The sequence below is a fragment of the Enterobacter cloacae complex sp. 402C9 genome (assembly GCF_050030745.1).
GTDB lineage: Bacteria > Pseudomonadota > Gammaproteobacteria > Enterobacterales > Enterobacteriaceae > Enterobacter > Enterobacter intestinihominis.
Genome location: NZ_JBLGUW010000001.1, coordinates 2607988 through 2621374, shown reverse-complemented (window position 1 = coordinate 2621374; position 13387 = coordinate 2607988). Strand labels below are relative to the sequence as shown.

General features: G+C 56.3%; 14 protein-coding genes. 8 read left to right on the top strand and 6 right to left on the bottom strand.

Translation table 11 applies throughout. The annotated features are described in order from the left end of the window. Positions 1 to 6: 6 nt before the first annotated feature. The gene (gene pth / locus ACQG1K_RS12520; protein ID WP_006810922.1) at positions 7 to 591 is read right to left on the bottom strand and encodes an aminoacyl-tRNA hydrolase; all 585 of its coding nucleotides are present in this window, start codon (positions 589 to 591) and stop codon (positions 7 to 9) included. A 274-nt stretch (positions 592 to 865) separates the two neighbouring features. On the opposite strand from pth, the gene ychH reads away from it, so the two are divergent. Further along, positions 866 to 1141 carry a stress-induced protein YchH gene (gene ychH / locus ACQG1K_RS12515; protein ID WP_022648382.1) on the top strand — a complete coding sequence of 92 codons (276 nt, stop codon included), beginning with the start codon at positions 866 to 868 and terminating at the stop codon, positions 1139 to 1141. A 120-nt stretch (positions 1142 to 1261) separates the two neighbouring features. Then, positions 1262 to 2320 carry a MerR family transcriptional regulator gene (locus ACQG1K_RS12510; protein ID WP_063199318.1) on the top strand — a complete coding sequence of 353 codons (1059 nt, stop codon included), beginning with the start codon at positions 1262 to 1264 and terminating at the stop codon, positions 2318 to 2320. Here the strand turns inward: ACQG1K_RS12510 and dauA are convergent. The 4 genes from dauA to lolB all read right to left on the bottom strand — a co-directional run bounded on the left by dauA (position 2306) and on the right by lolB (position 6660). Next, positions 2306 to 3985: a C4-dicarboxylic acid transporter DauA gene (gene dauA, locus ACQG1K_RS12505; protein ID WP_022648380.1), complete on the bottom strand. Its 1680-nt coding sequence runs from the start codon at positions 3983 to 3985 to the stop codon at positions 2306 to 2308. The two genes, ACQG1K_RS12510 and dauA, sit on opposite strands and share 15 nt — an antisense overlap. A 124-nt stretch (positions 3986 to 4109) precedes the next feature. After that, the gene (prs, locus tag ACQG1K_RS12500; protein ID WP_003856663.1) at positions 4110 to 5057 is read right to left on the bottom strand and encodes a ribose-phosphate diphosphokinase; all 948 of its coding nucleotides are present in this window, start codon (positions 5055 to 5057) and stop codon (positions 4110 to 4112) included. A 125-nt stretch (positions 5058 to 5182) separates the two neighbouring features. Then, complete coding sequence (gene ispE / locus ACQG1K_RS12495; RefSeq protein WP_023300294.1) at positions 5183 to 6052, bottom strand: 4-(cytidine 5'-diphospho)-2-C-methyl-D-erythritol kinase; 870 nt, start codon at positions 6050 to 6052, stop codon at positions 5183 to 5185. Then, the gene (gene lolB / locus ACQG1K_RS12490) at positions 6049 to 6660 is read right to left on the bottom strand and encodes a lipoprotein insertase outer membrane protein LolB (RefSeq protein WP_032676197.1); all 612 of its coding nucleotides are present in this window, start codon (positions 6658 to 6660) and stop codon (positions 6049 to 6051) included. The genes ispE and lolB overlap by 4 nt, the downstream gene beginning before the upstream one ends. Positions 6661 to 6861: 201 nt before the next feature. Here lolB and hemA point away from each other — a divergent pair, with 201 nt between their 5' ends. The 6 genes from hemA to kdsA are packed head-to-tail and all read left to right on the top strand — an operon-like array spanning position 6862 to position 12165. Next, positions 6862 to 8118, top strand: a complete 1257-nt coding sequence (gene hemA / locus ACQG1K_RS12485; RefSeq protein ID WP_003856666.1) for a glutamyl-tRNA reductase — start codon at positions 6862 to 6864, stop codon at positions 8116 to 8118. A 41-nt stretch (positions 8119 to 8159) separates the two neighbouring features. Then, on the top strand, positions 8160 to 9242 hold the full coding sequence (gene prfA, locus ACQG1K_RS12480) for a peptide chain release factor 1 (protein WP_003856667.1): 1083 nt from the start codon (positions 8160 to 8162) through the stop codon (positions 9240 to 9242). Then, positions 9242 to 10072: a peptide chain release factor N(5)-glutamine methyltransferase gene (prmC, locus tag ACQG1K_RS12475; RefSeq protein ID WP_367074372.1), complete on the top strand. Its 831-nt coding sequence runs from the start codon at positions 9242 to 9244 to the stop codon at positions 10070 to 10072. The genes prfA and prmC overlap by 1 nt, the downstream gene beginning before the upstream one ends. Then, positions 10069 to 10461 carry an invasion regulator SirB2 gene (gene sirB2 / locus ACQG1K_RS12470; protein WP_023300291.1) on the top strand — a complete coding sequence of 131 codons (393 nt, stop codon included), beginning with the start codon at positions 10069 to 10071 and terminating at the stop codon, positions 10459 to 10461. The genes prmC and sirB2 overlap by 4 nt, the downstream gene beginning before the upstream one ends. Positions 10462 to 10464: 3 nt before the next feature. Further along, positions 10465 to 11274, top strand: coding sequence for an invasion regulator SirB1 (gene sirB1, locus ACQG1K_RS12465; protein WP_022648376.1), 810 nt, complete (start codon positions 10465 to 10467; stop codon positions 11272 to 11274). 36 nt (positions 11275 to 11310) lie between these two features. Beyond that, complete coding sequence (kdsA, locus tag ACQG1K_RS12460; protein WP_022648375.1) at positions 11311 to 12165, top strand: 3-deoxy-8-phosphooctulonate synthase; 855 nt, start codon at positions 11311 to 11313, stop codon at positions 12163 to 12165. A 106-nt stretch (positions 12166 to 12271) separates the two neighbouring features. Here kdsA and chaA read toward each other — a convergent pair whose 3' ends face one another. After that, the gene (gene chaA, locus ACQG1K_RS12455) at positions 12272 to 13372 is read right to left on the bottom strand and encodes a sodium-potassium/proton antiporter ChaA (protein ID WP_003856672.1); all 1101 of its coding nucleotides are present in this window, start codon (positions 13370 to 13372) and stop codon (positions 12272 to 12274) included. Positions 13373 to 13387 lie beyond the last annotated feature (15 nt).

Genomic DNA, 13387 nt, shown 5'->3' with positions numbered 1-13387 from the left:
CGTCGATTATTGCGCTTTGAAAGCGTGCAGTCGATTGGTGGCTTTCGTCAGGCCGTCCTGAAGCCAAATCTCGGTGCAGCGGGCCGCTTCGTCCACCGCTTCGTCAATCAACTTCTGCTCAGAAACCGGTGGTTTACCCAGTACGAAACCAACAACTTTGTTTTTATCGCCCGGATGGCCGATTCCCACGCGCAAACGGTGGAAATTAGGGTTATTACCCAGTTTGCTGATGATGTCTTTAAGGCCGTTGTGGCCGCCATGACCGCCGCCCAGCTTGAACTTCGCCACGCCTGGCGGCAGATCCAGTTCGTCGTGGGCCACCAGGATCTCATCCGGATTGATGCGATAAAACGTTGCCATAGCCGCCACGGCTTTGCCGCTCAGGTTCATAAAGGTGGTTGGCACCAGCAACCGCACGTCAGCACCCGCAAGATTGATGCGTGAGGTATACCCGTAAAACTTGGGTTCTTCACGCAGGGGCGCGCGCAGACGTTCCGCCAGCAGATCAACATACCAGGCGCCGGCGTTATGGCGGGTAGCGGCATACTCTGCGCCCGGATTGGCGAGGCCGACAATCAGTTTAATCGTCACGATTTGCTTCCTAATGGGTTCCAGATCTGGCGCGTAGTTTACTGTCTGGCGCGCCGCTTGACAAAGTTCTGCCTGCTGTACACCGAAATGCGAATAATTTCTTCTTTGAACAATTAGAATTTCAAGCTGTTCAATGTCTTATTTGTAAATTTTTGTCCGGGAGTTATTTGTAAATGTGATCATTCACGCAACTCATATAAGTGGCGTTGTCTATACTTTACACACAAGGAGAAGGGGTTTTTCCCCTGACAACCCAAAGTTCCGGAGGTGACATATGAAACGCAAAAACGCTTCAATGCTCGGTAACGTGCTAATGGGGTTGGGACTGTTCGTGATGGTCGCCGGTGTCGGTTATTCAATTTTAAACCAATTACCGCAGCTTGACCTCCCACAATACTTTGCGCATGGCGCGGTGCTGAGTATCTTCCTCGGTGCGGTATTGTGGCTCGCCGGGGCGCGCGTGAGCGGACATGAGGAAGTCTGCGATAAATACTGGTGGGTGCGCCATTACGATAAACGATGCCGCCGCGACCAGCATAAGCACGGCTAGTGCCCCATAAAGAACACCGAAACGACTTCATCTGAAGTCGTTTTTTTTTGCATGACGCATTGACCCTCACGTAACGTAAGGCTTCAGAGTAGCGACACTGGCAGAACAAAAGGAGCCGTTATGTTGATTCAGGTGGGTGAACTGGCGAAACGTGCTGGGATCACCGTGCGGACTTTGCATCACTACGAGCAAACAGGGCTGTTGTTACCTTCTGCCAGAAGCGCGGCAGGCTACCGGCTTTACAACCTGGCGGATGTGCAGCGTCTGCATATGATCCAGACGCTGGCAAAAGCCGGGCTGGAGCTTGCCGAAATCAGGGGTTTTCTGGAACAGCGTTCGCTGTCATTAGCGGAATTACTCGACGGGCAAATCACTTTGCTGGACAAGCAACAGCGTAGCATCCATACGCTGCGCAACCGGCTGGTGGAATTGCGTACCGGGCTGACCGACGATGCGACGCCGGATCTGGAATCCTGGCTACAGACTCTGGAGTTAATGAATATGTACGATCGCTGGTTTAGCAAAGAAGAGTTGCAGCAACTGCCGTTTGCGGTAGAGAAAGAGGCGCTGGCGGATATCTGGTCGGGTCTGGTGACGGAGGTTAAACACTTGCTGGAACAGAACGTCAGCGTCACGGACGCGCGGGCGACCGATTTGGCTTCACGGTGGATGGAACGCCTGGAACAGGATACCGCAGGCAAACCGGAATTTTTGACCCGTCTGAACGAAATGCACAGCGTGGAGCCGCAGATGCAGGAGCAAACCGGCATTACGCCGGAGATTACGGATTACATCACGCGGGCGTTTGCCGAATCAAAGCTCAGCATCTGGGAGCAATATCTCACTGCCGAAGAGATGGCCTTTACCCGGGCGCACTACTTTGACCGGATGATGGAATGGCCGCCGCTGGTGGCAAAGCTGCATCAGGCGCAGCGGGATAATCTCGGTCCCGCTTCTGACGATGCGCAAAAGCTGGCAGAAAAGTGGCTGGTTTTATTCCAGTCCTATGCGGGAACAAACCCGCAGACCCAGCAAAAATTTCGTCTCGCCATGCAGCAGGAGCCGCATCTGATGAAAGGTACGTGGATGACGCCTGCCGTGCTTGAATGGCTCCAGCAGGCGATCGGGGTGATGATGCAAAGACGTGTCTCTGCATCAGATGACTCACAGATCCGCTAATGCAGCTTCACGGTTAGGGTAGAAGGACAATCGGCCAGGGATCGGCTGCACGCCCGCGCGCGCCATGGTGCGCAGGGGCTGGAATTCGAGGTTACTGATCCGCAGCTCGCAGCCTTCCGGCAGGCGGGCAATAAAGCGCTGGAAGGCATCCAGACCGCCGGCATCCAGCACCGGGACGGCATCCCACTTCAGCACCACAATCCGTTTGCCCGCGACGCGGGACGCCAGATCGCTGAACAAACCTTCCGCCGCGGCGAAGAACAGCGGGCCAATCACGCGCAACACCAGCACATCGTCAGGCACCTCAACGTTAACCGGGGAGAGACGCGTCATCTGCGCGATGCGGCGCATAAACAGCAGCGAGGCCAGCACTATGCCGACGCTGATAGCGATAACCATATCAAACAGCACGGTCAGCGACATGCAGATCAGCATCACGATAATGTCGTCTTTCGGCGCACGGCGCAGCAGATTCACCACCTTATGCGCCTCACTCATATTCCAGGCCACCATCAACAGCAGCGCAGCCATGGCCGAGAGTGGAAGCCATGAAAGCAGCGGGGCAAGGATCAGCAGCGCCATGATCACCAGCAGGGAGTGAATGACCGCGGAAACCGGTGATGTCGCGCCCGCACGTACGTTCGCGGCGGAACGGGCAATCGCAGCCGTAGCCGTAATACCGCCGAAGAACGGTGCAACGATGTTCCCTAAGCCCTGACCGACTAGTTCGCTGTTGGCTTTGTGCTTTGTGCCGGTCATGCCGTCGAGCACGACGGCGCAGAGCAGGGATTCAATCGCGCCCAGCATTGCCATGGAGAACGCGGCAGGCAGCAGAGCGCGAAGGGAATCCCAGCTCAGGGTGAAGCTGGAGCCCGGCATGTCCCACGGCAGAACCAGCTGCGGCAGCAGCTGCGGAATACCGTTACCCTGTGAGCCATCCGCCAGAACATAGTGGAACTGGGAGCCAATGGTGGCGACCTGTCCACCGAGCAGGTTGACGACGCCCATCACCGCGCAGCCCAGCAGCAGAGCGGGGAGATGCCCCGGGAGACGAATGCCTAAGCGAGGCCAGACGATGAGTGTGCCGAGGGTAACGATGCCAATGGCTGCATCGCCCAGGTTGGCCGTCGGCAACGCCATAAACAGCGCGCCCACTTTCTGTAAGTAGTGCTCCGGAACATGGGCCATTTGCAGGCCGAGGAAATCTTTAATCTGCATGGTCCCGATGGTAATCCCAATCCCCGAGGTGAACCCCAGCGTCACGGAAAGGGGAATATATTCAATCAGGCGACCAAAGCGGGCCAGACCGAACAGAATTAAAAAGATGCCGGACATCAGGGTGGCAACCAGCAGGCCTGCCAGACCAAACTGTTGGGAAACCGGGTAGAGGATCACCACAAAGGCGGCAGTTGGGCCGGAGACGCTGAAGCGGGACCCGCCCGTCAGCGCAATCACAATCCCCGCAACGGCTGAGGTGTACAGCCCGTACTGCGGCGCGACGCCGCTACCAATCGCCAGTGCCATCGCCAGCGGGATGGCAATAATCCCGACGGTGATCCCGGCTATCAGGTCACGAACAAAGCGTGACGACGTGTATTTCTCTTTCCAGCAGGCGTCGATGAGGGCGCGAAAGGGCAGAACATGTGAGGAGGTTACGTTTTTCACAATTATCTATCATCCGTGTGCGCATCATCTGTCATATGAATGGCAGGTGAAGGAGGCATAAGTCATACAAATAAATACTATAAACAAAAAAACCCGCCGTAGCGGGTTTTTTGGCCGTGTTCGATCAGTGTTCGAACATTGCGGAGATCGATTCTTCGTTGCTGATACGACGAATCGCTTCGGCCAGCATCCCGGACAGAGTCAACGTACGCACGTTTGGCAGCGCTTTGATCTCGTCGCTCAGCGGGATGGTATCGCACACCACAACTTCGTCGATGACGGAGTTACGCAGGTTGTTTACCGCATTGCCGGAGAAGATCGGGTGAGTTGCGTAAGCGAATACGCGTTTCGCACCACGCTCTTTCAGCGCTTCAGCGGCTTTACACAGCGTACCGCCGGTATCGATCATGTCGTCCACCAACACGCAGTCGCGGCCAGCCACGTCACCGATGATGTGCATCACCTGAGAAACGTTAGCACGCGGACGGCGTTTGTCGATGATCGCCATGTCGGTATCGTTCAGCAGCTTCGCGATAGCTCGAGCACGTACCACGCCGCCGATGTCTGGAGAAACCACAATCGGGTTGTCCAGATTCAGTTGCAGCATGTCTTCCAGCAGGATTGGGCTGCCGAAAACGTTATCAACCGGCACGTCGAAGAAGCCCTGGATCTGCTCTGCGTGCAGGTCGACCGTCAGTACGCGGTCAACGCCGACGCTGGAGAGGAAGTCTGCGACAACTTTAGCGGTGATTGGCACACGCGCGGAACGGACGCGACGGTCCTGACGTGCATAGCCAAAGTAAGGAATAACAGCAGTGATACGGCCAGCAGAAGCGCGACGCAGCGCGTCGACCATAACAACCAATTCCATCAGGTTGTCGTTCGTTGGAGCACAGGTGGACTGGATGATGAAAATATCACCACCGCGTACATTTTCGTTAATTTGTACGCTGACTTCGCCGTCGCTAAAGCGACCTACAGCGGCGTCGCCGAGGGAAGTGTACAGGCGGTTGGCAATACGTTGTGCTAGTTCCGGGGTGGCGTTACCAGCAAAAAGCTTCATATCAGGCACGAGAAGAACCTCAGGCATGCGTCCAGTGGTGGATAGCGTTCGCCGCAAACTGCGGGGCCTAAGCAAACGCTATCCAGGCGGTGTATTAAAGAGCGCGATGCAACGTCTGGAACAGGGTGACGTTGTCACCGAAACTCAGTCTGCGCCAGAATGGCCTGCTGTAGGGGGGAGGTGTTCATCCCGCGTGCTACAAAACCATGCAGCCAATCCGGCGCTTGCTCAAGCACCTGACGGGCGGCGGATTCGGTGTCAAATTCAGCAAAGACACAGGCCCCTGTACCGGTCAGGCGCGACGGCGCGTATTCTAACAGCCAGGAAAGCACCGCATCAACCTCGCGAAAACGTTTTCTTGCGATATCCTCGCAATCGTTGCTGAATTCACAATTTAATAACGTTTTTATTGACCGTACCGGGGTATTTCTTTTCAGGTCAGGATCTTTAAAGATGACCGGGGTAGGAATGCTCACGCCAGGGTGAACGATCAGATACCATTTTTCCGGCGGATCGACCGGCGTGAGGATTTCGCCCACCCCTTCAGCAAACGCCGCGTGGCCGCGCACAAACACTGGTACATCGGCGCCCAGCGTCAACCCTAACGCTGCCAGCTCGTCCGTTGTCAGACCGCAACCCCACAGATGGTTAAGCGCCACCAAAACGGTTGCAGCATTTGACGAACCGCCGCCAAGACCGCCGCCCATCGGCAGGCGTTTGTCGATACGGATATCCGCACCGCTTCCCGCTGGCAGACGATCCGACGACGACGCCGTTTTCATCAGCAGGCGGGCAGCGCGCACGATCAGGTTATCGTCATGCGCCACGCCGTCGACTGGCGTCAGCAGGCAAATCTGCCCGTCCTGACGCGGTTCGATTGAGATCGTGTCGCCGTAGTCGACAAATTGAAACAGGGTTTGCAGGGTGTGATAGCCGTCAGCGCGCTGCCCGGTAATGTAGAGAAACAGGTTCAGTTTTGCGGGAGAGGGCCAGTGGGTCATCATTTAACGATCCAGTTGTCCATTTTCAGCTTAATACGCTGGCTACCCTGCGTCAGCTCCATATTGGACGGCAGCGATGGTTGAGTCTTGCTGTCATACGCGCTGTACACCACTTTCCAGGTTTTACCGCCCTGGGTGTAGTTAACCTGGCTCAGACGGTATTGGTCATCAAGCGTATAGTCGGTGGCGTCACCCGGCAGGCCAAGGATCCACTGGCGCAGACTATTGAGCGGAATCGGCATCCCGGTCAGCTTGCCAATCATCTCTTCGGCGTCAGTCGCGGTGTAGTGCTGGCCTTTGTTATCGGTGATCTGCGCTTCGCCAGGCTTCGCGTTAAGCTCCAGCTCGGTGCTGCCCAGCGGGTTGAGCAGCAGCAGGCGATAGTTGTCCTGCCCCGTTTGCTGCCAGAAGAAGCGAGCATAAACTTTTTGTTCGTCAGAGAGATATGCAAATGCACCGCGGGTCTGGTACTGGCTTAATTTCAGCACATCCTGCTGGTGCTGATGCCACTGCGGTGAGTCGGGGCTTTTGCCCGGGCCCTTCGGCTGATGAACGGAACAGGCGGTCAGAACCAGGGCCGCCAGAGGCAGCAGGCGAATCATTCGGGTCATAATGATGACAAATCCTTGAGATACGTTGCAGTTATAACTGTTAATGCTAGCGTTGAAGGGTGCCACCGTCTACGTTCAAATTATCTCAAAGCGCGGCGTAAGCTATTACTCCGAAAGGGGGCAGTCTCTTTTATTGATCTCGCGCATCCTGTATGATGCGTCCTGCTAACCTTATTAACGCTGGTACTACTCCCGCTCAACATGACCCTATTAGCACTCGGTATTAACCACAAAACGGCCCCGGTTTCACTGCGAGAACGCGTTACGTTTTCGCCGGATACGCTCGACCTGGCGCTGGATAGCCTGCTTGCACAGCCGATGGTGCAGGGTGGCGTGGTGCTGTCGACGTGCAACCGTACCGAGCTCTATTTAAGCGTGGAAGAGCAGGACAACCTGCACGAGGCGCTGATCCGCTGGCTATGTGACTATCACAACCTCAACGAAGAAGAGCTGCGCAACAGCCTGTACTGGCATCAGGATAACGATGCGGTCAGCCATCTGATGCGTGTGGCCAGCGGTCTGGATTCGCTGGTGCTGGGCGAGCCGCAGATCCTCGGCCAGGTGAAAAAAGCCTTCGCGGATTCCCAGAAAGGGCATCTGAAAGCCAGCGAACTGGAGCGAATGTTCCAGAAGTCATTCTCCGTGGCGAAGCGTGTGCGAACCGAAACCGACATTGGCGCCAGTGCGGTTTCGGTTGCTTTCGCGGCCTGTACTCTTGCCCGTCAAATCTTTGAATCGCTGTCGACCGTCACCGTACTGCTGGTGGGGGCGGGCGAAACCATCGAGCTGGTGGCGCGCCATCTTCGCGAACACAAGGTGAAGAAGATGATCATCGCTAACCGCACCCGCGAACGTGCGCAGGTGCTGGCAGATGAAGTGGGCGCTGAGGTGATTGCGCTGAGCGACATCGATGAACGTCTGAAAGAGGCGGACATTATTATCAGTTCTACCGCCAGCCCGCTGCCGATTATCGGGAAAGGGATGGTCGAGCGTGCGCTGAAATCCCGCCGCAATCAGCCGATGCTGCTGGTGGATATCGCCGTTCCGCGTGATGTCGAACCGGAAGTGGGCAAACTGGCGAACGCCTACCTGTACAGCGTGGATGACCTGCAAAGCATCATTTCGCACAACCTTGCCCAGCGTAAGGCGGCGGCTGTGCAGGCGGAAACCATCGTTGAACAGGAAACCAGCGAATTTATGGCCTGGCTGCGCGCGCAAAGCGTCAGCGAGACCATCCGCGAATACCGCGGTCAGGCGGAGCAGGTGCGTGATGACCTGACGGCCAAAGCGTTAGCGGCCCTTGAACAGGGCGGCGACGCGCAGGCGATTATGCAGGATCTGGCCTGGAAACTGACCAACCGCCTGATCCATGCCCCAACCAAATCTCTTCAGCAGGCTGCCCGTGACGGGGACGATGAACGCCTGACTATTCTGCGCAACAGCCTCGGGCTGGAATAGCGCCCTATACCCATTTTCTAAGACAAGGTGCATTTACGCCTATGAAGCCTTCTATCGTCGCTAAACTGGAAGCTCTGCACGAGCGCCATGAAGAAGTCCAGGCGCTGCTCGGCGATGCCGGGACCATTGCCGACCAGGAACGTTTTCGCGCGCTGTCGCGTGAATACGCGCAGCTAAGTGATGTTTCAAAATGCTTTACCGACTGGCGACAGGTCCAGGAAGATATCGAAACCGCGCAGATGATGCTCGACGATCCTGAAATGCGCGAGATGGCCCAGGAAGAGTTGCAGGACGCTAAAGCACGGTCAGAAGAGATGGAGCAGCAGCTTCAGGTCCTTCTGCTGCCAAAAGATCCGGACGATGAGCGTAACGCTTTTGTGGAAGTCCGCGCCGGTACCGGCGGCGACGAAGCGGCGCTGTTCGCCGGAGATCTGTTCCGTATGTACAGCCGTTATGCGGAATCACGCCGCTGGCGCGTGGAGATCATGAGCGCCAACGAAGGCGAGCATGGCGGCTACAAAGAGGTTATCGCCAAAATCAGCGGCGACGGCGTTTATGGTCGGCTGAAGTTTGAATCCGGCGGTCACCGCGTGCAGCGCGTGCCTGCGACAGAATCTCAGGGACGCATTCACACCTCGGCCTGTACGGTGGCGGTCATGCCCGAGCTGCCGGAAGCGGAACTGCCGGATATCAACCCGGCGGATCTGCGCATCGACACCTTCCGCTCTTCAGGGGCGGGTGGTCAGCACGTTAACACCACCGACTCCGCTATCCGTATTACTCACCTGCCCACCGGGATTGTGGTTGAGTGTCAGGACGAGCGATCCCAGCACAAGAACAAAGCTAAGGCGTTATCCGTGCTGGGTGCCCGTATCCACGCGGCGGAAATGGCGAAACGCCAGCAGGCGGAAGCCTCTACCCGCCGTAACCTGCTGGGCAGCGGCGACCGTAGCGATCGTAACCGCACCTATAACTTCCCGCAGGGGCGCGTAACCGACCACCGCATCAACCTGACGCTCTACCGTCTGGATGAGGCAATGGAAGGCAAGCTCGATATGCTGATTGAGCCTATCGTGCAGGAATACCAGGCCGACCAGCTGGCGGCGCTGTCCGAGCAGGATTAATGGATTTTCAGCGCTGGTTACGTGAGGCAGCCCGTGAACTTTCAGAAAGTGAAAGCCCGAAGCGGGACGCCGAAATTCTGCTTGAGCATGTGACGGGTAAAGCCCGCACGTATCTGCTGGCTTTCGGCGAAACCGAACTGACAGCGGAACAGCTATCGCAGCTGGAGGCGCTGCTCGCCCGCCGTAAAACCGGCGAGCCGGTGGCGCATCTGGTTGGCGAGCGCGAGTTCTGGTCACTTCCGCTGTACGTCTCAGCGGCGACGCTGATCCCGCGCCCGGACACAGAGTGTCTGGTGGAGCAGGCGCTGGCGCGGTTACCGGCGCAGTCGTGTCAGATCCTCGATCTCGGTACCGGCACCGGTGCGATTGCGCTGGCGCTTGCCAGCGAGCGGCCGGACTGTACCGTGATGGCGGTAGACGTGATGCCTGATGCGGTCGCCCTTGCGCGGCGCAACGTTGAACGGCTGAGGCTGAACAATGTTTCCGTTCTGCAAAGCAGCTGGTTTGCCGCGCTTGAAAACCGCATGTTCGAAATGATTGTCAGCAATCCGCCCTACATCGACGAAGACGATCCGCATCTCGCGCAGGGCGACGTGCGTTTTGAACCGTTGACCGCGCTGGTCGCTGCGAATCAGGGACTTGCGGATCTCGATCACATTGTGACAACGTCACGGAAACATTTGCTTCCCGGTGGCTGGCTGCTGGTGGAACATGGGTGGACGCAGGGAGAGGCGGTGCGAGCGCTGTTTACGCGTGCCGGATACGCCGCCGTGGAAACCTGCCGGGATTACGGCGGCAATGAACGTCTGACGCTGGGGCAGTGGTCATGAGCCTGTTTACGCTGCTAATCTCCGTTCACCTGGTTTCCGTTGCTATGACCATCGGCTTTTTCATTGTCCGCTACTGGTGGCGCTACAGCAATAATCCGCTGATTAACGCCCGCTGGGTACGTATCGCCCCACACGGTATCGACACAGTGCTGTTCCTTTCCGGAGCCGGGTTAATGTGGAAGACCGGCTATCTGCCATTTACTGATAAAGGCCTATGGCTGACTGAAAAGCTGTTTGGCGTTATCATCTACATCGTTTTGGGTTTTATCGCGCTTGGGCGTCATCGTCCGCGCAGCCAGCAGACAGGGTTTATCGCCTTTCTGCTGGGTCTGGTGGTGCTGTACATCATCATTAAACTCGCCACCACAAGAATACCGTTACTGGGGTAAGTCATGAGGTCCTTAGCCGATTTCGAATTTAACAAAGTGCCGCTATGCGATGGTATGATCCTGATTTCAGAGATGATCCGCGACGATTTCACATCACAGTACGTTTACGCTGAACTGGAAAATCTGGTCAGCCTGGCGCGCGAAGAGATCAATCAGGCACGTCCGCAAGACTGGCAATTAGAGAAGCTGATTGAGCTTTTCTACGGCGAATGGGGTTTCTGCGACACGCGAGGCGTGTATCGCCTGTCTGACGCACTGTGGCTGGACCAGGTGCTGAAAAATCGACAGGGTAGCGCCGTCGCGTTGGGCGCCATTTTACTGTGGGTTGCGCACCGACTGGATATTCCACTGGTGCCGGTCATTTTCCCGACGCAGATGATTTTGCGGGCGGAGTGGCTGGACGGTGAGATGTGGTTAATCAATCCGTTTAACGGCGACACGCTGGATGAGCATACGCTGGACGTCTGGCTGAAAGGCAACATCAGCCCGATAGCGGAGCTGTTCAATGAAGATCTCGATGAAGCCGATAACGCCGAAGTGATCCGCAAGCTGTTGGATACGCTGAAGTCTGCGCTGATGGAAGAGCGTCAGATGGAGCTGGCCCTGCGCGCAAGCGAAGTGCTGTTGCAGTTCAATCCGGAAGATCCGTACGAAATCCGCGACCGCGGCCTGATTTATGCGCAGCTCGACTGCGAGCACGTGGCGCTGAATGATTTGAATTATTTCGTCGAGCAATGTCCGGAAGACCCGATCAGCGAAATGATTCGCGCGCAGATCAACGCGATCGCGCATAAACACATTACACTGCATTAATCTTAATTCCGATTCACACCTGAATAAGGCGATCCTATGAAACAAAAAGTGGTTAGCATTGGTGATATCAACGTGGCAAACGACCTGCCGTTCGTGCTGTTTGGCGGTATGAACGTTCTGGAATCCCGCGATCTCGCTATGCGCATCTGCGAACACTACGTGACCGTGACCCAGAAGCTGGGCATCCCGTACGTGTTTAAAGCCTCTTTTGACAAAGCCAACCGCTCCTCCATTCACTCCTACCGTGGCCCGGGCCTGGAAGAGGGGATGAAGATTTTCCAGGAGCTGAAACAGACGTTTGGCGTGAAAGTGATCACCGACGTGCACGAAGCGTCTCAGGCACAGCCCGTGGCTGATGTGGTAGACGTGATTCAGCTTCCGGCGTTCCTGGCGCGCCAGACTGACCTGGTAGAAGCGATGGCGAAAACCGGTGCCGTGATTAACGTGAAAAAACCGCAGTTTGTGAGCCCTGGCCAGATGGGTAATATCGTCGATAAGTTTATCGAAGGTGGTAACGACCAGGTGATCCTGTGCGACCGTGGTTCAAACTTCGGTTATGACAACCTGGTTGTGGATATGCTGGGCTTCAGCGTAATGAAGAACGTCTCTAACCAGTCTCCGGTGATTTTCGACGTGACCCACTCCCTGCAATGTCGCGACCCGTTTGGCGCCGCGTCTGGCGGGCGTCGTGCGCAGGTGACCGAACTGGCGCGCGCCGGTATGGCAACCGGCCTGGCGGGTCTGTTCATTGAAGCGCACCCGGATCCGGTTAACGCGAAATGCGACGGTCCTTCCGCGCTGCCGCTGGATAAGCTGGAGCCATTCCTGAAACAGATTAAAGCGATTGACGATCTGGTGAAGAGCTTCGACGAGCTGGATACCAGCAACTAATAAAAAAAACCGCTTCGGCGGGTTTTTCTTTGCCCGGCGGCGCTACGCTTGCGCGGGCCTACGGGTTTCGTAGGCCGGGTAAGCGCAGCGCCACCCGGCAAAAAAATTACGCAAATATCGTCATCAGATACGCAATAAACAGCGCCATATGCGCCGCGCCGTTCAGCACATTGGTGCGGCCGGTGGAGAAGGATATCTGGCACAGCAGCAATGAAGCTACCATCACAATCATCTCTGGGGCACCCAGCGCAAACTGCAATTCATTCCCCGTCATAAAGGCAATAAGCGTTACCACCGGAACGGTAAGGGAGATGGTCGCCAGAACGGAGCCAAAGAACAGATTCATCGCACGCTGCACCTGATTATTGAGCACCGCTTTCAGCGCTCCCAGGCCTTCTGGCGACAGGATCAACAGGGCTACCAGGAAACCGGTAAAGGCGACCGGCGCGTTCAGTTCAGTTAACAGCGCCTCCAGCGGGTTCGCATTCATCTTGGTGACCGCAATTACCGCAATCAGATGCACGATCAGCCAAACCGTGTGCCACGCGCTGCTGTGGGCCGACGGCTTACCGTGATGCGGGTCATCATCGTCGCCGTCGTCTTCATGCTCGTAAACAAACAGGCTCTGGTGCGTTTTGGTCTGGATCAGCAAGAACACGCCGTACATTGCCGCGGAAATCAGCGCCACCAGCAGCGCCTGGCCGGTGGTGAAGTTTGCGCCCGGCAATGCCATCGGGAATACCAGCACGATAATCGCCAGCGGGAATAGGGCGATCAGATACTGTTTAATGCCAAAAAGGTTCATGTACTGGGTGGCAAATTTGCGGCCACCTAATAAAAGCGAAAAACCGACCAGGCCGCCGGTAACAATCATAATGATGGAGTAGAGCGTATCGCGCATTAACGTTGGTGCGGCGTCGCCGGTGGCCATTAATGCGGAAATTAGACTGACCTCAAGAATCACAACCGAAAGGCTTAAAATTAATGACCCATACGGCTCTCCAAGACGGTGGGCTAAAACATCCGCATGGCGTACCACGCTAAATGCACTGGTTAAAATACCCACCAGAGCCAGAATATTGATCCCCACAACCACTGGCAATGACTGACTGCTTCCCCAGAAGAGCAGCACAGCCAGTGCCAGAACCGGGAAAATGAGAGAGGTCTCCTTGTGGCGGGTCTTTACCGCCTCGTGTGTTGCTGTCATGTGTTTCTCCAACAG

Excerpts from the sequence above, each read along its gene's own strand:
- chaA (WP_003856672.1), bottom strand. The coding sequence starts at position 13,372 with ATGACAGCAACACACGAGGCGGTAAAGACCCGCCACAAGGAGACCTCT.
- ispE (WP_023300294.1), bottom strand. The coding sequence starts at position 6,052 with ATGATGACCCACTGGCCCTCTCCCGCAAAACTGAACCTGTTTCTCTAC.
- ACQG1K_RS12510 (WP_063199318.1), top strand. The coding sequence starts at position 1,262 with ATGTTGATTCAGGTGGGTGAACTGGCGAAACGTGCTGGGATCACCGTG.
- prfA (WP_003856667.1), top strand. The coding sequence starts at position 8,160 with ATGAAGCCTTCTATCGTCGCTAAACTGGAAGCTCTGCACGAGCGCCAT.
- prmC (WP_367074372.1), top strand. The coding sequence starts at position 9,242 with ATGGATTTTCAGCGCTGGTTACGTGAGGCAGCCCGTGAACTTTCAGAA.
- sirB2 (WP_023300291.1), top strand. The coding sequence starts at position 10,069 with ATGAGCCTGTTTACGCTGCTAATCTCCGTTCACCTGGTTTCCGTTGCT.
- hemA (WP_003856666.1), top strand. The coding sequence starts at position 6,862 with ATGACCCTATTAGCACTCGGTATTAACCACAAAACGGCCCCGGTTTCA.
- ychH (WP_022648382.1), top strand. The coding sequence starts at position 866 with ATGAAACGCAAAAACGCTTCAATGCTCGGTAACGTGCTAATGGGGTTG.
- lolB (WP_032676197.1), bottom strand. The coding sequence starts at position 6,660 with ATGACCCGAATGATTCGCCTGCTGCCTCTGGCGGCCCTGGTTCTGACC.
- kdsA (WP_022648375.1), top strand. The coding sequence starts at position 11,311 with ATGAAACAAAAAGTGGTTAGCATTGGTGATATCAACGTGGCAAACGAC.
- sirB1 (WP_022648376.1), top strand. The coding sequence starts at position 10,465 with ATGAGGTCCTTAGCCGATTTCGAATTTAACAAAGTGCCGCTATGCGAT.